The following is an 18,564-nucleotide window of genomic DNA, read 5'->3' on the forward strand; positions in this document are numbered from 1 at the left end:
AGGGACGGAGCGCGGACGCACTCCCGCGGCTTCCTCCGGGACGGATACGTTCCCCGGGTTCCCTCCAGTCCGACCAGTCGGTACGTTCGGGGCGGCCGGCGCGCCGCCCGCGCTCCGGTGTCCCGAAGGACGACGGAGGTCCCATGTCCGCGCACGCGCCTCACACTCAAGGCCACTGCGACGCCCGCTTCGCGGCGGTACGCACGGCCTTCGAGGAGAACTTCCGCGACCGCCAGGAGCTCGGCGCGGCGGTCACGGTCGTACACCACGGCGAGCCGGTGGTGGATCTGTGGGGCGGCTGGGCGGACGCGGCCCGCACCCGGCCATGGGAGCGCGAGACGCTGGTGAACGTGTGGTCGACGTCGAAGGGGCCGACGGCGCTGTGCGCGCACATCCTCGCGGACCGGGGGCTGCTCGACTTCGATGCCCCGGTCGCCGCGTACTGGCCCGAGTTCGCCGCGGCGGGCAAGGAGTCGGTGCTGGTACGGCATCTGCTGTCGCACCGGGCGGGTCTGTCCGGGCTGCGCGAGCCGCACACCCTGGCGGAGCTCTGCGACTGGGAGCTGACCGTCGGGCGGCTCGCGGCGCAGGAGCCGTGGTGGGAGCCGGGGACCCGGTCCGGCTATCACGCGCTGACGTACGGCTTCCTCGTCGGCGAGGTGGTGCGCCGCGTCTCGGGGCTGTTGCCGGGTGCGTTCCTGGAGCGGGAGGTGACCGTGCCGCTCGGGATCGACTTCACGATCGGGCTGCCGGAGAAGGAGGCGGTCCGGGCGGCCGAGCTGGTGCGTGCGCCGGCGTCGACGACCAGTGAACAGGCCGCGGTGTTCGCCCGGTTGACGCCCGCGGCCCTGGCCGCGCTGACCAATCCGCTCGTCGGCGCCGCCGAGGCCAACACCGCGTGGTGGCGGGCCGCGGAGATCCCGGCCGCCAACGGCCACGGCACGGCACGCGCGATCGCCGCCCTGTACGGGATCTTCGCCCGGCACGGCAGGCACGGCTCTCGGCAGGTGCTCTCGCCCGAGGCCGCCGAGCGGGTGCGCGAGGGACAGGGCCGCTGCCGTGACCTGGTGCTGGGCGCCGGATTCGAGCACGAGACGGAGATCGGGCTCGGATTGTGGCTCAGCGGACCCAACGGTTCGTACGGGCCCAACCCGACGGCTTTCGGACATGACGGTTTCGGCGGTTCCTGCGGTCTCGCCGACCCGGAGGCGGGTGTCTCCCTGGGGTACGTCATGAACCGCATGGGCCCGCACATCGCCGACGACCCAAGGAAGACGGCGCTCGTCGACGCGCTGTACAGCGCGCTCTGAACAGGCTCGCGGCACAGAACGGGCGCGGACTGAAATCGGCCGAACTCTTCGACCGCTCTTCCCTAGTGGTTTAGACCAATGCTAGATGTGGTCGCGCAATGAGCCCGCACGGCTACGCCTTGTCACCAACAGGAGGCGCGGACATGGCCCGCACCACCCCCGCACCCGAACACGAGCCCCGCTACTGGCACATCGCCACGCAGCTGCTGGGCGAACTCAAGGAAGGGACCATTCCGCCCGGCGCGCGCCTGCCGGGCGAACGACAGCTGGCCGCGCGCTTCGACGTGAGCCGCGAGACCGTCCGCCAGGCTCTGCAGATGCTGCGCCGCAGCGGTCTGGTCGCCACGGACAAGCGCGGCAGCCACGCGACGCTGCCCGGGACCGCGGCCGAGCACATCCCCTCGCTCGACTTCCCCGTCGGGGCGCACACCACCGAGCCCTGTGCCATGCACCGGACGAGCGTGACCTGGGAGACTCCCCCGCCGGAGCACGCCGAGGCGCTCGGGCTCTCGCCCCTGCGGCCGACGCTGGTCCACCGCTACGAGTCGGCCACGGCGGACGGCACGGGGCTGCGCACGGCCGTGACGTCCTTCTCCGCCGTCGCCGTGGCCGAGGTCGAGGAGCTGGCCCGCTACCGCGACCGGGCCGACGGCGAGGCCTCGGCCCAGCTGGGGCGCGCGTACGACTGGATGCGCAAGGCCGGACTGACCCTGCACCACCGGGACTCCATCACCCAGCTCCCCCGCTCGGTACGGGTGACCCGGCAGGTGCGCGACCAGTACGACCGGCCGCTGGAGATCACGGACCTGGTGGTGGACGCCCAACAGGACGCCCTGGTCTACGAGTTCACGCTGCCGGCGGCGGTATGAGCCGTGCGTGCGGTCACGTCTCCGGCGCCCGGGGCGTGCGTCATGAGCCGACCGCAGGCGCGGGGGCGGTGTCCGTGTCGTCCGGGGGCTGGAGATCCAGGACGACGCGGGCCTGGCGGGCGACGGCGAGCAGCCGGCCGTCGGCCGACCACACGGCACTGTCGTCCACCGCCCAGCCGCTCCCGGCCTGCTCGGTACGCATCCGCACCAGGGCCCAGCCGTCCTGTACGCCGTCCGCGAGCGCGTCGGTGAAGTGGACGGTCAGCTCGGCGGTCGGCACCGGGAGCGGTGTACGCAGGCATGCGTAGAGGGCGGGCGGGAGGATGTCGGAGAGGGTCACGACCGTGGCGGCGTCCAGGACGCGGTCGTCCAGGCACCGCACCCAGGCGACGAGTTCGGCCCTCGCTCCGCCGGCGAGCGGCAGGTCCTCCGTCGCCGGACGTATCTCCACCTGCTTGCCGAAGGGCGCCAATCCGACCGGCATGTCGAGCAGTTGGCACTCCTCCGGGCCCGGTACGACGGGGGCCGGGAGCCCCTCGTACACCGGTCCGGGACGGGCCGGGCCGAAGACCGCCGAGCCGACGAGAGCCGGACTCCCGTCCTGGTGGCCGCTGAACGCGACGGTGGAGGCGCGGCGGCCGGCCTTGGCCGCGGTCACGGCGAGGTGCAACGGCCGGGCGTCCACTGGGGCAAGGAAGTGGGTGGTCAGTGCGCGGACCGGGTGGCCTCCCCCGCCGATCAGGTCACGTACGGCAGTGAGGGCCACCGCGGCGGTGTGCCCTCCGTGTGCACCCTCCCACGACCACCACAGCGGGTCGATCCGGGTCACGGTGCTGCTGGTGGCGGGCATGCCGCCGGGTGAAGCTCTCATCGCCGTCCTCGCTCCGCCGGCCTTGGGAAGAGGCCCTGATCTGTATGGTTTGAAAAGTGGACTCACCCTAACCGAGCGAGTTGGAAAAACAAACCCATAGAAGGTGAGGGCAGGTCGGCGAACGGGACGATGAGTCGTACGGGGCCGGGGTGAAGGCTGCGCGGCGCCAGGGCGAACGAGCGCCTGCGTATGCCCCGTTCAGGCCGGTGTTGCGCCGCTCCCCCGGGTGGCGACGACCATCCGGCAGCGCGGACTGCCGTCGCGCCTGCGCCCGAATTCGGGCAGCTCGCGCAGTTCCACGGTGAACCCGGCCGCTCGCAGCTCCCGCCGCACGTCACCGAGGCGAAAGGCCCGGTAGTACATGACGAACGGCGGCCGCCTGACGGCATTGCGCACCCGCATCGCCGCGTCGAAGGCCAGCAGGGCCCAGTACCAGGGGGAGCTCGGCGGCGCCGGGGCCACGACCGGGAACGCGAACTGTCCGCCGGGCCGCAGCACGGAGTGCACCTGCCCGAAGAGGCCCGGCAGTTCCCGCGGCAGGAAGTGCCCGAACGCGCCGAAGCTCACCACCAGGTCGAAGACGGGCCCGAACGGAAGGGCACGCGCGTCGCCACGCACCCAGGCGACCCGCGGGCGGCGGGCCTCGCTGAGCCGCGGCCCGGCGGACGACGACCCGACGCGCCCCCGCCCCACCGTCAGCATTCCCGCGCTGATGTCGACCCCGGTGACGCTCTCCGTGCACAGCTCCCGCAGCACCTCCATGCCCGCGCCCGTGCCGCAGCACAGGTCGAGCCCGTGGCCGAAGGGTCCGACCGGGCCCAGCGCCCGCGCCACCGCGTCGAGGATCGCGTCCGGTGTGCGGAACGGGGTGTGGTCGAACTTCGGCGCCAGCAGGTCGTAGCCGTGCTCGACGGACGACAGCGCCTGAACGGCCAGTTCGCGGAGGGTGGGTCCGTGCGGAGTGAACATCACGGGCAGCTTACGGGCACAGGGCGCACCGCCGCCGGGGGCCGCTCGGCGTGGCCGGCTCCCGGTCCGGGCGAGCGGGACGGCCGCCCGGAGACCCACCCCTCGACCGCCGAGTGCGCCGCCTTCCCGGCCCCGAGGCCGAGCCCGCACACACCGGGTGACCTAAGGTCGCATGCATGACTTCGTTCCGTCCCGCCCCGGGCTGGCTGGCCGACGCCGTCTTCTACCAGATCTATCCGCAGTCCTTCGCCGACTCGAACGGCGACGGCATCGGCGACTTCAACGGGATCGCCGAGCGCCTCGACCACCTCGCGTGGCTGGGCATCAACACCGTCTGGCTCAACCCCTGCTTCGTCTCCCCGTTCCGCGACGCCGGATACGACGTCGCGGACTATCTGGACGTCGCGCCCCGCTACGGCTCCCAGGACGATCTCGCCGGACTCGTCGAGAAGGCGGCCCGTCACGGCATCCGCGTCCTGCTGGACCTCGTCGCCGGTCACACCTCCGACGAGCACCCCTGGTTCACCGCCGCCGCGAACGACCCGGACGACGACCGCTACATCTGGGCGCCCGAGGGCCGTCCCGAGGGCTTCGTCGCCTCGCCCGGCAGCCGCCCGGGCGCGTATCTGCCGAACTTCTTCGACTCCCAGCCCGCGCTCAACTTCGGTTACGCGCGGGCGAATCCGGCCGAGCCGTGGCGCCGGCCGGTCGACGCCCCGGGTCCGCGTGCCAACCGCGCGGCCCTGCGCTCGGTCATGGACCACTGGCTGAGTCTCGGCCTGGCCGGTTTCCGCGTCGACATGGCGGCGTCGCTCGTCAAGGACGACCCCGACCGGACCGAGACGGCGGGCATCTGGACGGAGTTGCGCCACTGGCTGGACGGCGCGCACCCGGGCGCCGTACTGCTCTCCGAGTGGGGCGACCCCGAGGTGTCCGTCCCCGCGGGCTTCCACACGGACTTCTTCCTCCAGTTCGGCGGGACCACGGACGGTCTGCCGCTGCGCTCGCTGTGGAGCAACGGCGAGGGCACGGTCAACGACGCCTGGGATCCCCTCGACTGCTTCTTCGACGCGAGCGGCAAGGGCTCGCCCCGCCCCTTCCTTGAGGCCTGGCAGCGTGCCTCCGAGGCGCTCGGCGACACCGGGTTCATCTCCCTGCCCACCGCCAACCACGACTTCTCCCGCCTCAACTGTGGCCCCCGTACCGCCGATCAGCTCCCCGTGGCCTTCGCCTTCCAGCTGACCTGGCCGACCCTCCCGGCGATCTACTACGGCGACGAGATCGGCATGCGGTACCTCCCGGGCCTGCCCGACAAGGAGGGCAGTGTCCTCGGCCCGCGCTACAACCGCGCGGGCTCGCGCACCCCGATGCAGTGGGACGACGCACCGAACGCCGGTTTCTCCACCGCCCCCGCCGACCGCCTCTACCTGCCGGTCGACCCGTCCCCTGACCGCCCGACCGTGGCCGCCCAACACGCCGACGACACCTCGCTCCTCCATCTCGTACGCCGGCTGATCGCGCTCCGCACCAGCTCGCCCGAACTCGGCTCCGCCGGCTCGGTGGAGGTGCTCCATGCCGGATACCCGTTGGTGTACGTCCGAGGCGGGCGCTATCTGGTCGTCGTCAACCCGCAGCAGAACCAGGTGAGTTACACGTACGACGATCCGCGCGACGCCCGGGCCCTGGAGACCTCCGGCGTCCGCATCGAGAGGGGGACGATCACGGCGCAGGGGTTCGCGTACGGGGTCTTCGACCTCGGCGCCCGGTGATCACGGGCGCGCCCGGCTCGCGGTGACGGCGGTGTCCGGGGTCTCCACGGCCTCACGTGACGAGGGCCGTTGCGGCCTGCGCAGCAGGAACAGCGCGCAGGCCGCCCCCGCCGCCGCGAGGACGACACACGCCATGAACGCGGCCTGGTAGCCGGCCGTGAGCGCCACGAGCCGGTCGGCGCCCCGCGTGTACGACAGGGCGACCGAGGAGACGACGGCGACCCCGAACGCGCCCCCGATCTGGAAGGCCGCGGTGTTGATGCCCGACGCGACCCCCGACTCCCGCTCCCCCACACCGGTCAGCGCGGCGATGGATCCGGCGACCGCACAGGCACCGAGACCGGACCCGAAGAGAAGCAGCCCGGGGAGCAGGTCGCGGACAAACCCACCGCCCACCCCCGCCCCGGCCAGCAGCAGGCTGCCCGCGCCGACCAGCGTCAGCCCGCCGACTGCAACCGGGCGGGTACCGGCGCGGGTGACCAGTGCCTGGCCCGCGTACGAGCCGATGACGGCCGTCGCGGGCATCACGACGTTGTAGAGCCCGAAACGGAGCGGCGAGTAGCCGAGCACGCCCTGCCCGTACTGGGAGAGCGTGTACGACATCCCGAAGGCACTGCCGCCCAGCAGGAACACCACGAGGTTGCCGCCGCTCACCGAGCGAGTGCGCAGCAGGCGCAATGGCACCAGGGGCGACCGGGACCGCGCCTCGATCCGCACGAAGAGCAGGGTCAGCACCACGGAGACGGCGAGCAGTCCGGTCGTCCGGGCCGACAGCCAGCCTGCGCGGGGCGCCTCCACGACCGCGTACACACAGGCGACGAGCGCGGCGGTGACCACGAGCGCGCCGACGGGGTCGTACGAGCGGCTTCGTGCGTCGGTGCGGCTCTCGCGGAGCAGCAGCGGGCTCAGGGCGAGCAGGAGCAGCGCGACCGGCACGTTGAGGAAGAAGACCCACTGCCAGCCGAGGACGCCGGTGAGCGGGCCGCCGATCAGCAGCGCGGCCGTGGCTCCGAATCCGCCGCTGCCCGACCAGAGGGCCAGCGCCTTGTTGCGCTCGGCGCCCTCCTCGAACGTGTTGAGGAGGATCGACAGTGCCGTCGGGGCCATGACGGCGGCCGAAACGCCCTGCACCGCGCGCGCCGCCACCAGCACGCCCGCGGTCCAGGCGAATCCGCACAGCAGCGAGGACAGCCCGAAGAGCAGCGTGCCGGTCATGAAGACGCGACGGCGGCCCAGCAGGTCGGCGACCCGGCCGCCGAGCAGCAGCAGCCCGCCGAAGCTGAGCAGATAGGCGCTCATCACCCACTGGGCGCCGCCCGCGGAGAAGTCGAGTCCGTCGGCGATGGACGGGAGGGCGAGCACCACGATCTGCGAGTCCAGGATGACCATGAATCCGGCCACGCAGAGCAGCGCGAGGGCCCGCCAGCGGCGCGGGTCGGGCCCGGCGACGATCGGCCCGGAGGAGGTGACGGACATGGCGCTCAACCCCCCAGGCGCAGACCGGCCAGCCAGGCCTCCGGGACGACGGGCGGGTCGGTCCGCGCCGCGGCCTGCCCGCGCTTCGCGTCCTCGCATGCGGCGGCGGACGGCTGCCTGCGGTGGGTCGGCAGCAGCGCGAGCGCCTTCCTGATGCGTGACGTACTGCGAACGGTGACGGTCATGGGGGCCTCCGGTGTCGCGGGGCGGACGCTCTCACCCCGTGGGCGGCGTCACCCGTGGGCGGCGTCACCCGTGGGTGCTCTCACCCGTGGGTGCTCTCACCCGTGGGTGCATTCACCCGTGGGTGCATTCACCCCACCGACGAACCGCACCTACGCGGATCGACACTCCGCGAGCCGTTTCTCCAGGAACCGGCGTTCCGCCTCGTTCTCCACCAGCTCCAGCGCCCTGCCGTACGCCGTGGCCGCCTCCCCCATGCGCCCCAGCCGGCGCAGCAGGTCCGCGCGGGTGGCGGACAGCAGGTGGTATCCGTCCAGCTCGCCCGTCGCCTCCAGCTCGGCGACGAGGGCCAGGCCCTTCTCGTAGCCCTCCGCCATGCCCACGGCCACCGCACGGTTCAGCCGCACCACGGCGGACGGCACGAAGCGCGCCAACTCGCCGTACAGGGCCGCGATGTCGGCCCAGTCCGTGTCCTGCGCCGTGGCGGCGGTGGTGTGACAGGCCACGATGGCCGCCTGGATCTGGTACGGGCCGGGGCGACCGCGCCGCAGCGCGGTTTCGAGCAGGCCGGCGCCCTCGTCGACCGCGGCGCGGTCCCAGGCGGTGCGGTCCTGGTCCTCCAGCGTCACCAGCTCGCCCGCCGTATCGACGCGCGTGCCGCGCCGGGCGTCGTGCAGGAGCAGAAGGGCGAGCAGGCCCAGCACCTCGGGCTCGTCGGGCATGAGCCGGGCGAGCACGCGGGCGAGGCGGACGGCCTCGGCGCACAGGTTCGTGCGCAGCAGATCGGCGCCGGACGTGGCGGCGTACCCCTCGTTGAAGAGGAGGTACACCACGCCGAGCACGCCCGTGGTGCGCTCGGGCAGCAGATGCGCGGGCGGTACGCGGTACGGGATGCCCGCGTTGCGGATCTTCCGTTTGGCCCGCACGAGGCGCTGCGCCATCGTCGCCTCGGGGACGAGGAAGGCGCGGGCGATCTCAGGGGTGGTCAGACCCGCGAGCGTACGGAGCGTCAGCGCCACCCGGGCTTCGATGGGCAGCGCGGGATGACAGCAGGTGAAGATCAGCCGCAGCCGGTCGTCGTGCACACCGGAGTCGTCCTCCGGGTCGTGGGGCCCCTCGTGCCGCGTCAGCACGGCAACCTCCCGCAGCTTCTGCGCCCCCACCGCCTCCCGGCGCAGTACGTCCAGGGCGCGGTGGCGAGCGGTCGTGGTCAGCCAGGCGCCGGGGCGGCGCGGCACGCCGTCACGCCGCCACCGGTCCAGTGCCTGGGCGAAGGCGTCCTGCGCGCACTCCTCGGCGAGGTCCCAGTCGCCGGTCACCCGGATCAGGGTGGCGACGACTTGACCCCATTCCTCGCGGAAGGCGGCCGCGACCGCCTCCTCGACGTCGTTCACTCCCAGACCGGCCGCACCTCCACCGAACCGCCGCCCAGCGCGGCGGGGTGCCGCGAGGCGAGCGAGATGGCCTCGTCGAGGTCCGCGACCTCGATGAAATCGATCCCCGCGACGTACTCCTTGGACTCCACGAACGGCCCGTCGCTCAGCAGCACTTCATCGCCCTGTACGCGGACGGTGGTGGCGTCGGTGGACGGCCGCAGCCGCGCACCGCCCGTCACGACGCCGCCGCCGCGGACCTCCTCGATGTACGAGGTGAAGCGGGGGTCCTCGGCGATCTCCTCGGGGCTGAGCTCCTCGCCGCCGACCGGCGTGCAGATGAACAGCGCGTACTTCATGACGGGTCCTCCTCGACTCCGGCGTCGAACGGAACGGACGTGTGCTGGTGGACGATCTTCCACCGGTCGCCGGCAGCACGGTAACCGGTGGTCGACCGCACCACGGTGTCCAGCGGCGCCCCGTCGGTGAGCGTGGCGCGCAGCCGGACGAGAGCGTGGCTGAACGCGACGCTCTCGTCGACCCGGACCCGGAATTCGAGCACCTCTCGGTCCACAGGTCCGGCAAGGGTCGACAGCCACCACTCGTGGGCGGTGCGCAGGGCTCCGGTGCCGCTCTGCGACAGGCCGCTCATGGGGTGGAACACCTCGGCGTCGTCCGCGTAGCAGGCGATCAGCCGGTCGACGTCCCGTTCCCGGTGGGCGGCCGTGAGTTCGGCGTCGATCCGGCGGATCTCCCCGTCGGCGTCCTCGTCCTCGAAGAACGCGCGCACCTCCATGGCGCCGATGGCGGCCACGGGGTGCTGGGCGGCGACCTTCACGGCCTCCTCCAGGCTGTCGCAGTCGAGGATGTCGTACCCGGCGACGTACTCCTTGGTCTCCGCGAACGGCCCGTCCGTGCGCAGCACTTCACCGTCGCGGACCCGTACGGTCACCGCCTCGGCGGGAAGCTGGAGCCGGTGGCCGTGCAGGCGCACACCGCGCTGTGCGCCGTGCTCCTCGACCCAGGGCTCGACGGGTGCCATGCCGGAGTCGTCGGCCGTGTCGTCGCCGCAGACCAGCAGCATGTACTTCATGGTTCCTCCAGGTGCTCATGAGGTCCTGACACCCCACCGACGAACGGGCCGGCGCCGAATCGACACCCTTCCACTTTCTCTTGCGGACTGTCCCGCCGCCCGCGCCCCGGCGGACCGCCCCGCTACGGCATGGCCTAGAGGGAATACGGCACGGCCCGGCTGCGTTCTCCGATACACCGGGTCAGGCTCGTGACACGCCGAACGCCCCGGTTCTCCCACTCGGGCACGGAACGCGGCGTCGCAGCCGCGACACCCTGTGCTACAGTGCGGTCAGCACTTGTGTACGCCCCCTCTTGGGCGCCGGTGCTGAATCACCTTCCTTTCGCTGCATCGCCCCTCCCTTCCGGACCGGCGCACCAGCTTCTCCGCACCACCTCATGAGCACGGCCACGGACGGTTCCTTCCGTCCGCCCTACGCGAGGTGATGTCTCCTCGCCGCGTGGAGGCGTGAGCACGCCGCCTCACCGGCCATCCCCCTCCCTCTCATGACCTCACGACCTCATGAAAACGTCCTGGAAAGGACCTCCCATGACCACCACACTCGAACACCCCCCTGTACAGCGGCAGTTGCCGGCCCACGCCTCCGGTGTCCTCGACATCGCGCACAACGGGCAGGGGTACCTGCGCGACGCGGGCTGCCTGCCCACACCGTCCGACGTCCAGGTCTCCGCCACGCTGATCCGCCGGCACGGCCTGCGCAAGGGCGACCTCGTCGAAGGCGTCCGCGGCGGACCCCGCGCTCCGCTCACCGAAGTGGAGGGGATCAACGGCCGGGCTCCCGAAGAGCTGCGTCAGCGCCGCCACTTCCGCGATCTCACCCCGCTGCACCCGCGCGAGCCGCTCCGGCTCGAACACCCGGCGAGCGGTCTGGCCGGACGCCTCGTCGACCTGGTCGCACCCGTCGGCAAGGGCCAGCGCGGTCTGATCGTGGCCCCGCCCAAGACCGGCAAGACGGTACTGCTCCAGCAGCTCGCCGCGGCCGTCGCGGGCAATCACCCCGAGGCGCATCTGATGGTGCTGCTGCTCGACGAACGGCCCGAAGAGGTGACCGACATGCGGCGCTCCGTGCGCGGCGAGGTCTTCGCCTCGACCTTCGACAAGACACCCAAGCAGCACATCGCGCTCGCCGAGCTCGTCGTGGAGCGCGCCAAGCGGCTCGTCGAGATGGGCCAGGACGTCGTCATCCTGATGGACTCCCTCACCCGGTTGTGCCGGGCGCACAACAACGCGGCCGCCGCCGGTGGCCGCACCCTCAGCGGCGGCGTCGACGCGGCCGCGCTGCAAGGCCCCAAGCGCCTCTTCGGCGCCGCGCGCCTGGCCGAGGAGGGCGGCTCCCTCACCATCCTCGCCACCGCTCTGGTGGACACCGGCTCCCGCGCCGACGACTTCTTCTTCGAGGAGCTCAAGGGCACCGGCAACATGGAACTGCGACTGGACCGGACGTTTGCCTCCAGGCGCGTCTTTCCGGCCGTGGACATCGTCCCGTCCGGCACCCGTCGCGAGGAACTCCTGCTGCCCGCCGCCGAGTTGACGGCCGTACGCGGTCTGCGGCGCGCGCTGCAGACGCGGGACGGCCAGGCAAACCTCGAAACCCTTCTGGAGCGGCTGCGGGCCACTCCGAACAACGCGGTCTTCCTGCGCCAGGTCCAGCCGACACTGCCCGTCGGCTGACGTCCCGCGTGCGGCATCCGGGTGCTGCATTCCGCGGCGCGGCCCGGGCAGCCCGCTGTACGGCGCAGGCGTTCCTACGTTGGCGGTATGACCATCGGATTCTCATCCCGCGCCGCCATCTCGTGCTCCGTCGCCTGCGCGGTCGGCGCCCTGGCCCTCGCGCCGAACCCGGCCCTCGCCGACACCGGAACAGGCCCGGGTGCGCCGGGCCCCACGGCCTCGCGGCCGCTCACGCTGTACGGCCCGGGAACACAGGTGCGGCCGCGGGCCGGTGCGCCGGTGGTCCCCGACGTCTCCGCGCTGTCCTGGGTGGTGGCGGACGCCGGCACCGGTGAGGTGCTCGCCGCCCGTGACGCCCACCGGCCCCTACCGCCCGCGAGCACCCTCAAGACCCTCTTCGCGCTCACCGTGCTGCCCGCACTGCCCCGCGGCGTCCAGCACACCGTCACGGAAGAGGAGCTGGAGGGCATCGGGGACGGCAGCAGCCGCGTCGGCGTCACCGAGGGCCACACCTATCGCGTCGACGACCTGTGGCGCGGTGTGTTCCTGAACTCCGGCAACGACGCCGTGCACGTCCTGGCCGCGATGAACGGCGGCTGGCGGGCCACCGCCGCCCTCATGCAGACCAAGGCCCGCTCCCTCGGCGCGCTGGACACCCACGTCGTCTCCCCCGACGGCTACGACACCCCGGGCCAGGTCTCCTCGGCGTACGACCTGGCCGTCTTCGGACGGGCGGGGCTGCGCAACCCGGACTTCGCCCGGTACTGCGCCACCGCCGAGGCGAGCTTCCCCGGCGACGGCTGGGCGTACGAGATCCAGAACACCAACCGGCTGCTGACCGGCGCGGACGGCGTCGAACCGTACCCGGGCCTGATCGGGGTGAAGAACGGCTACACCAGCAGCGCGGGCAACACTCTCGTGGCCGCCGCCCGCCACGGCGCACGCACCCTCGTCGTCACCGTGATGAACCCTCAGGCGGGCGGCGGCTTCGCCGTGTACGAGGAGGCGCGCGAGCTGCTCGACTGGGGCTTCGCGGCCGCCGGCCGAGTGTCCCCGGTGGGCTCGCTCCTTCCCGCACGGACCGTCTCCCCGAAATCGCACTCGTCCGCGGGGACGGCGGCGCACACCGGGCCCGCCTCGCTGTCCGCCGTCTCCGGTGAACGGGGCGGCGCCGGCTGGCCGGAGACGGGCGTGATCGCGGGAGCGGCCGGCGTCGGCGCCGGTGCGGTGGCGCTCGCCCTGCGGCTCAAGAACGGCCGCATCACACGGTCCTGACCCACCGGCAGCCCGAGCAGCAGGCCGAGGGTGATCCACACGTATGTGTTGCTGCCGAGGAATCCGCCGATGCCGGACGCGTCGTCGAACCACAGCCACACGACGCTGCTGCACAGGACCGCGTACAGCACGCCCGCGGTCCGCAACAGTCGCCGGCGCACCAGTAGGGCGAGGGACGGCAGCAGCCAGACGAGGTGGTGCACCCAGGTGATCGGACTGACCAGGCACGCGGCGAGTCCGGTCAGCGCGAACGCGGCCGGCCAGTCCCCGGCGGCGACGGACCGGCGTACGCGCCATGCCCACACGCACAGCACCAGGCCCACGGCCAGCTCCCAGGCCGTCCGGCTCGGCTCCCCCGGGGCCGCGAGGCGGGCCAGCACGCCCTGCACCGACTGGTTGGAGACGTAGGCGAGCCGGCCCACCCGCGTGGTGTCCCACAGCGCGTCCGTCCAGTAGAAACGCGAGGCGTCCGGTGCCACCCAGGCCGCCACGGCGGTGGCCGCCAGGGCTACCGCGGTCGCGACCCCGGCCGCGCGTCGGCGGCCGGCCAGCAGCAGGAGGCCGATGAACAGCGCGGGCGTCAGTTTGACGGCCGCCGCGAGACCGATCCCGACGCCCGCCCAGCGGTCTCGGCCGCCGGCGAGCAGCCGGCCGTCGCCGAGGACCAGGGCGAGCAGCAGCAGATTCACCTGACCGAAGCTGAGGGTGTCGCGGACCGGTTCGAGCAGGATCAGCAGACAGCCCGCCAGGGCCCAGGCGAACCAGCCGTAGCGGCGGAGTTCCGCACCGGCCAGGAGCCGCAGCACGACCGCTGCCGCCGCGAGATTGAACAGCAGTCCCACGGCGATCGCGGTCCGCGGCCCGACCAGCGCCATCGGCAGCATGCTGACGGCCGCGAACGGCGGATAGGTGAAGCCGTACGTCGTCCCCGGCACCCGGTAGTCGTAGATCCGTCCGCCGTGGTGGACCCATGCGTCGACGGTCCCGTAGTAGACCCGCAGGTCGAACCAGTCACGCAGCAGCGGCACAGTGGCGGTGAACACCCCCACGGCGAGGGCGAGTCCGAGGACGAGGGTCAGCCGTCCGCGGTCGGTCCGGGACAGGCTCATGCGGTCCGCCCGAGTGCGGGCGCCTGCGCGGCCTGATGGGCCTGCCACAGTACGACCATCGCGAGCACGCCTCCGGAGACGGCGAGGACGACCTGTTCGGCATCGGGTGGGCCGCCACCCGGCAGGACGCCGAGCGCGAGCACCGAGCTGACGGCCGCGACCCGGTGGCGCACCGGGCCGGCGGGCGCTGCCGCGGCGATGAGGAACAGCCCCCACAGGGCGTACCAGGGCCGGATCGCCGGGCCGAGCACCGCCACGGCCGCCAGGCTCAGTCCGAGTGCGTAGACCGGTCCCGGCCTCAGCCGCAGCCAGATGAACAGGACCACGAGCGCGGTGGCCACCAGCCCGGCCGCGTGCCACACCGTCGGAGCGAGGGGCGCGAGGCCACTGCCCAGGTTCCGCAGCAGTGTGCCGGTGACCCGGCCGAGCACGCTGGTGGGCGACCAGTTGTGCGGGGACACCGGTGTCTTCAGGGCGCCGATCCAGCCGTATCCCGTGCCGGTCAGCGCCGTGGCCGCGACGGTGGTCGCGAGCGCGACCGCCGCGGTCGTCAGAGCCGTTTTCGCGGTGCCGTGGTGTCCGCGCAGCGCGACGATCGCCGGCAGCCCGAGTACGGCGGGTGCCTTGACCAGGACGGCGAGCGTGACGAGGACGGCGCCCAGGACGGGCCACCGGCCGCACGCGGCGACAAGGCCGACGCCGAGCAGGCCGAGCATGAGGGCGTCGTTGTGCGCCCCGGCCACCAGATGCAGCAGCACCAGGGGGTTGAGGGCGCCGAGCCACAGAGCCGCTGCCGGGTCGGCGCCGCTGTGCCGGGCCAGCCGGGGCAGTGCCGCCGCCATCAGGGCCACCCCGAGCAGTGCCACCAGGCGCAGACCGAGCAGCCCGGCCGGTATCCCGCCGCGGGTCAGGCCCGACAGCGCGGACGCCACGGCGAGGAAGACCGGGCCGTACGGAGTGGCGGTGTGCCGCCAGACCGGTGCCACCTCGTCGGCGAGCGGTCCGCCGAGCTGCGCGGGCCCGTGCGCGTACACGTCCATGTGGGCGTCGACCATGGCGCCTTGGGCGAGGTAGCTGTAGACGTCCCGGCTGAAGAGCGGCGGTGCGAGCAGCAGTGGCGCGGCCCAGACGGCGAGGACGGTCAGCAGGGCGCGTGGAGTCGGCGGCTCGGACCGGCGCAGGACGGTGCCCAGCAGCGCCCACGCGGCGATCAGCAGGACGACGCCGAAGTACACGCCGACCAGACCGAGCGCGGCCCGTCCGGAGTCGGGCGCGACCAGGTCCCGGACCGGCAGCGCGCCGGCCGTCGCACCGCCGGCCGCGAGGGAGGCGGTACCGGCCAGACCGAGCATCCGGCAACGGTGGAGATCGACGGGGAAGACCATGGCCGGCACCCGGGAAGCGTGTCAACGTCGAGTGGCCGCAAGGCGACGCGGCGACCTCCGTGCGGGGACACGCGTATGACCGCCAGTGATCGAGGCTCGGGCCGGCAGCGTCCGCCTGGCTGCGACGCCCGGGAGCCGAGGGCCCGTTGGGCGGGCGTTCAGATTCAGAACACCGACACACCCGTCAGCGTGGTGAACCGGTCCAGCGCCGCCACGCCCGCCACCGAGTTGCCGCGCTCGTCGAGGCCGGGGCTCCACACGCACAGCGTGCAGCGGCCGGGCACGACGGCGATGATGCCGCCGCCGACACCGCTCTTGCCGGGCAGCCCGACGCGGTACGCGAACTCGCCCGCGGCGTCGTACGTCCCGCAGGTCAGCATGACCGCGTTGACCTGCTTGGCCTGGCTTTGGCTGAGCAGCCGGGAACCGTCGGCCCGCAGGCCGTGCCGGGCCAGGAAGCCGGTGGCGAGCGCGAGATCGGCGCAGGACGCCTCGATCGAGCACTGCCGGAAGTACTGGTCCAGGAGCACCGGCACCGGGTTGTCGATGTTGCCGTACGACGCCATGAAATGGCCGAGGGCGGCGTTGCGGTCGCCGTGCATGGCCTCCGAGGCGGCTACGTCCTTGTCGAAGGTGAGGTCCCCGTTGCCGCTCTCGGTCCGCAGGAACTCCAGCAGGCTGCCCGCCGCGTCGCCGGTCTGCGTCTGCAGCCGGTCGGTGACGACGAGCGCGCCCGCGTTGATGAACGGGTTGCGCGGGATGCCGTTCTCGTACTCCAGCTGCACCAGGGAGTTGAAGGGGTTGCCCGAGGGCTCGCGGCCGACGTGTTCCCACAGTTCGTCGCCCTCGCGGGCCAGGTCGAGGGCGAGGGTGAAGACCTTGGTGATGGACTGCGTGGAGAACGGCTGCCGCCAGTCCCCCACCCCGTACACCGTGCCGTCGAGCTCCGCGACGGCCATGCCGAAGCGGCGCGGGTCGCAGGCGGCCAGCGCCGGGATGTAGTCGGCGGGCCGCCCGCTCCCGGGGGTGCGCTCGATCTCGCCGGCGATGCGCTCCAGGACGGGCTGGAAGGTGGGGGACGACAGAGACGCGGACATGATCACCATTGTGCCGCCCGGACGGCCCGTGTGCCCCTCCGCACCGGGACTGCCGGACGGGGACATGGCTCCCCCGCGCCCACGGGCGACGACCTGGGCGGGCAACAGCCACTTTCCCAGGACGCCTTGCAGGCCCAGGCCGTGTGCCTGGAGCTCAGCAGTCCGCGGTGTGCATGAGCGGGTCCAGGGCGCGGACCGGCCGGATGCTCCCGACCACCGCACCGCCCCCGAGCAGCGGGGCGCCGGCGAACTCGGCGAGCGCCGCCGGGTCGACGCCGACTCGCGCCAGGGCGGCCGCGGTCACCGGGACGCGGGCGCGGTCGGCCCCGTCGGCGATCTTCACGGCGACGGCCCGGCCGTCCGGCAGCGCCGCGACCTGCACCCCTTCGAAGCCGTCCTTGGTGAGCAGCCCGGGGACGGCCCGCATCAGCGCGGCGGCGTCGCGGCCCGAGCCGGACGCCATCTCGGCGTGCCGGCGCATCGCGTCGGCCACCCGCGCCTCGGGAGTGCCCGGCGGGGCGGTGACGATACGGACCACGGCGCGCGCGAGGCCGTGCAGCGAGACGGCGAAGAGGGGCGCGCCGCAACCGTCGACGGTCACCTTGGCGACCGCCTGCCCGGTGAGATCCTCGACGATCTCCGCGATGGCCTGCTGGAGGGGGTGCGCCGGGTCGAGGTAGTCGTCGAGGGACCAGTCGTTGAGGCGGGCGGTCATCAGCATGGCCGCGTGCTTGCCCGAGCAGTTCTGGGCGAGCCGGGAGGGCAGACGTGCCTCGCGCACCCAACGCTCCCGTACGACCGGGTCGAAGGGCAGGTCGGCGACGTTGCGCAGGTCGTCCTCCGTGAGGCCGGCGAGCTCCAGGATCCGCCGGGTGCCGGCCAGGTGCCTTTCCTCGCCGGAGTGGCTGGCCGCGGCGAGCGACAGCAGTTCGCCGTCCAGGGGCAGCCCGGCCCGGAGCATGGCCACGGCCTGTACGGGCTTGAGCGCGGAGCGCGGGAAGAAGGCCGCCTCGATGTCGCCGAGCTGCAACTCCACGCTCCCGTCGGCGGCCAGCACCACCACGGACCCGTAGTGGATGCCCTCGGTCACACCGCCACGCACGAGATGGGCCACCGGCGCGTGCAGGGGTTCGCGGACCACGGGGGCCGCCGCGACCGAGTCGGCGAAGGCCACCGGACTGCCGTACGTCGTCGACTGGTTCACGCGTCCACTCCGTCGGGTATCGCGGTGCCCGGGCCGCGCAGTGCGTGCCAGCCGGGGGCGGGGGCCGTGGGGGCTAGGGGCGCGCCCTCGTGCAGGAACTGCTCGCTCATGCCTGGGATCCGCCTTTCGCGGGTGGGTCCGTGCGCTCGGAGCGCAGGATGGTGGTGAGGGTGGTCTCGACGCGGTCGAGGTGATGGGACATGGCCGCCACCGCGTCGTGCTCGGAACCGTCGACCAGCGCCTCGACGATCGCGCGGTGCTCCCGGTTGGACTGCTCGCGGCGGCCGCCGAGTTCGTTCAGGAAGGCCGACTGACGGGCCAGGGCGTCCCGGATCTCCTCGATGACCCGGCGGAAGACCGGGTTCTGGGAGGCCTCGGCAACAGCGATGTGGAAGACGGTGTCCATCGCGACCCAGGCGGTGGTGTCGGTCTCCCGCTCCATCCGGTCCAGGAGGTGGACGAGGTGGTCGAGGTTCTCCGGCGTCCGGCGCGCTGCCGCGTATCCGGCGACCGGGATCTCGACATGGCGGCGCACCTCGAGGAGATCGCCGGCCGCGTAGTCGCCGAAGGTGGGTTCGTCGACGGCGTCGGCCACGACGAACGTGCCCTTGCCGGTACGGGACACCGTCAGGCCCATCACCTGCAGAGCCCGCAGGGCCTCGCGCAGCACCGGGCGGCTCACCTCCAGGCGGCGGCAGAGCTCGGCCTCGGAGGGCAGCTTGTCGCCGACGGCGTACTCGCCGCGCTCGATGGCCGCGCGAAGATGGGTGAGCACCGCTTCCATGGCGCTGACGCGCCGCGGCACCACGCCACTTGTCTGGCTGTCTGACAGGTTCACGTTGGCGATGATCCGGGGAACGCTACGGAACTGTCAAACCGCGGACATGCGGGAGCCGGTGCCCCGACGGAC

The 18,564-nt window shown here is 72.9% G+C and carries 16 protein-coding genes and 1 pseudogene; 5 read left to right on the forward strand and 12 right to left on the reverse strand.

The annotated features are described in order from the left end of the window. Positions 1-143: 143 nt before the first annotated feature. Both ACFWM2_RS09235 and ACFWM2_RS09240 read left to right on the forward strand, forming a co-directional pair. Entirely contained in the window at positions 144-1,310 is a 1,167-nt protein-coding gene (locus ACFWM2_RS09235; protein WP_383275172.1) for a serine hydrolase domain-containing protein, read from the forward strand. A gap of 143 nt (positions 1,311-1,453) precedes the next feature. Next, positions 1,454-2,179, forward strand: a complete 726-nt coding sequence (locus tag ACFWM2_RS09240; protein ID WP_383275176.1) for a GntR family transcriptional regulator — start codon at positions 1,454-1,456, stop codon at positions 2,177-2,179. A gap of 40 nt (positions 2,180-2,219) precedes the next feature. Here ACFWM2_RS09240 and ACFWM2_RS09245 read toward each other — a convergent pair whose 3' ends face one another. Next, positions 2,220-3,050 (reverse strand): acyl-CoA thioesterase, encoded by an 831-nt coding sequence (locus ACFWM2_RS09245; protein WP_383275179.1) that lies wholly within the window; start codon positions 3,048-3,050, stop codon positions 2,220-2,222. A 198-nt stretch (positions 3,051-3,248) separates the two neighbouring features. Then, entirely contained in the window at positions 3,249-4,019 is a 771-nt protein-coding gene (locus ACFWM2_RS09250; protein ID WP_383275182.1) for a methyltransferase domain-containing protein, read from the reverse strand. A gap of 176 nt (positions 4,020-4,195) precedes the next feature. On the opposite strand from ACFWM2_RS09250, the gene ACFWM2_RS09255 reads away from it, so the two are divergent. Next, the gene (locus ACFWM2_RS09255) at positions 4,196-5,788 is read left to right on the forward strand and encodes an alpha-amylase family glycosyl hydrolase (RefSeq protein ID WP_383275185.1); all 1,593 of its coding nucleotides are present in this window, start codon (positions 4,196-4,198) and stop codon (positions 5,786-5,788) included. Here ACFWM2_RS09255 and ACFWM2_RS09260 read toward each other — a convergent pair whose 3' ends face one another. From ACFWM2_RS09260 to ACFWM2_RS09280, 5 genes are all read right to left on the reverse strand, one after another. Further along, positions 5,789-7,264 carry an MFS transporter gene (locus tag ACFWM2_RS09260; RefSeq protein ID WP_383275188.1) on the reverse strand — a complete coding sequence of 492 codons (1,476 nt, stop codon included), beginning with the start codon at positions 7,262-7,264 and terminating at the stop codon, positions 5,789-5,791. Between the two features lie 5 nt (positions 7,265-7,269). After that, positions 7,270-7,449: a hypothetical protein gene (locus ACFWM2_RS09265; RefSeq protein WP_383275191.1), complete on the reverse strand. Its 180-nt coding sequence runs from the start codon at positions 7,447-7,449 to the stop codon at positions 7,270-7,272. A gap of 150 nt (positions 7,450-7,599) precedes the next feature. Next, the gene (locus ACFWM2_RS09270; protein WP_383276470.1) at positions 7,600-8,847 is read right to left on the reverse strand and encodes an RNA polymerase sigma factor; all 1,248 of its coding nucleotides are present in this window, start codon (positions 8,845-8,847) and stop codon (positions 7,600-7,602) included. Further along, complete coding sequence (locus tag ACFWM2_RS09275) at positions 8,838-9,179, reverse strand: YciI family protein (RefSeq protein WP_383275194.1); 342 nt, start codon at positions 9,177-9,179, stop codon at positions 8,838-8,840. The genes ACFWM2_RS09270 and ACFWM2_RS09275 overlap by 10 nt, the downstream gene beginning before the upstream one ends. Continuing rightward, positions 9,176-9,913, reverse strand: coding sequence for a nuclear transport factor 2 family protein (locus tag ACFWM2_RS09280; protein ID WP_383275197.1), 738 nt, complete (start codon positions 9,911-9,913; stop codon positions 9,176-9,178). The genes ACFWM2_RS09275 and ACFWM2_RS09280 overlap by 4 nt, the downstream gene beginning before the upstream one ends. 528 nt (positions 9,914-10,441) lie before the next feature. Between ACFWM2_RS09280 and rho the strand changes: the two genes are divergently transcribed. Together rho and ACFWM2_RS09290 are read left to right on the forward strand one after the other, a co-directional pair. Further along, the gene (gene rho / locus ACFWM2_RS09285) at positions 10,442-11,584 is read left to right on the forward strand and encodes a transcription termination factor Rho (RefSeq protein ID WP_383275200.1); all 1,143 of its coding nucleotides are present in this window, start codon (positions 10,442-10,444) and stop codon (positions 11,582-11,584) included. A gap of 87 nt (positions 11,585-11,671) precedes the next feature. Next, a pseudogene (locus tag ACFWM2_RS09290) lies at positions 11,672-12,496 on the forward strand (D-alanyl-D-alanine carboxypeptidase family protein); the annotation flags it as partial. A gap of 59 nt (positions 12,497-12,555) precedes the next feature. Here the strand turns inward: ACFWM2_RS09290 and ACFWM2_RS09295 are convergent. The 5 genes from ACFWM2_RS09295 to ACFWM2_RS09315 all read right to left on the reverse strand — a co-directional run bounded on the left by ACFWM2_RS09295 (position 12,556) and on the right by ACFWM2_RS09315 (position 18,492). After that, complete coding sequence (locus ACFWM2_RS09295) at positions 12,556-13,968, reverse strand: glycosyltransferase family 87 protein (protein WP_383275202.1); 1,413 nt, start codon at positions 13,966-13,968, stop codon at positions 12,556-12,558. Then, positions 13,965-15,353 (reverse strand): polyprenol phosphomannose-dependent alpha 1,6 mannosyltransferase MptB, encoded by a 1,389-nt coding sequence (gene mptB / locus ACFWM2_RS09300; protein ID WP_383276473.1) that lies wholly within the window; start codon positions 15,351-15,353, stop codon positions 13,965-13,967. The genes ACFWM2_RS09295 and mptB overlap by 4 nt, the downstream gene beginning before the upstream one ends. A gap of 164 nt (positions 15,354-15,517) precedes the next feature. Further along, entirely contained in the window at positions 15,518-16,459 is a 942-nt protein-coding gene (locus tag ACFWM2_RS09305; protein WP_383276476.1) for a glutaminase, read from the reverse strand. A 145-nt stretch (positions 16,460-16,604) separates the two neighbouring features. Then, positions 16,605-17,654 carry an asparaginase gene (locus tag ACFWM2_RS09310; protein ID WP_383275204.1) on the reverse strand — a complete coding sequence of 350 codons (1,050 nt, stop codon included), beginning with the start codon at positions 17,652-17,654 and terminating at the stop codon, positions 16,605-16,607. 106 nt (positions 17,655-17,760) lie between these two features. Further along, complete coding sequence (locus ACFWM2_RS09315; protein ID WP_383275206.1) at positions 17,761-18,492, reverse strand: FadR/GntR family transcriptional regulator; 732 nt, start codon at positions 18,490-18,492, stop codon at positions 17,761-17,763. Positions 18,493-18,564: the final 72 nt, after the last annotated feature.

Source organism: Streptomyces sp. NPDC058371, assembly GCF_042723265.1.
Lineage (GTDB): Bacteria > Actinomycetota > Actinomycetes > Streptomycetales > Streptomycetaceae > Streptomyces.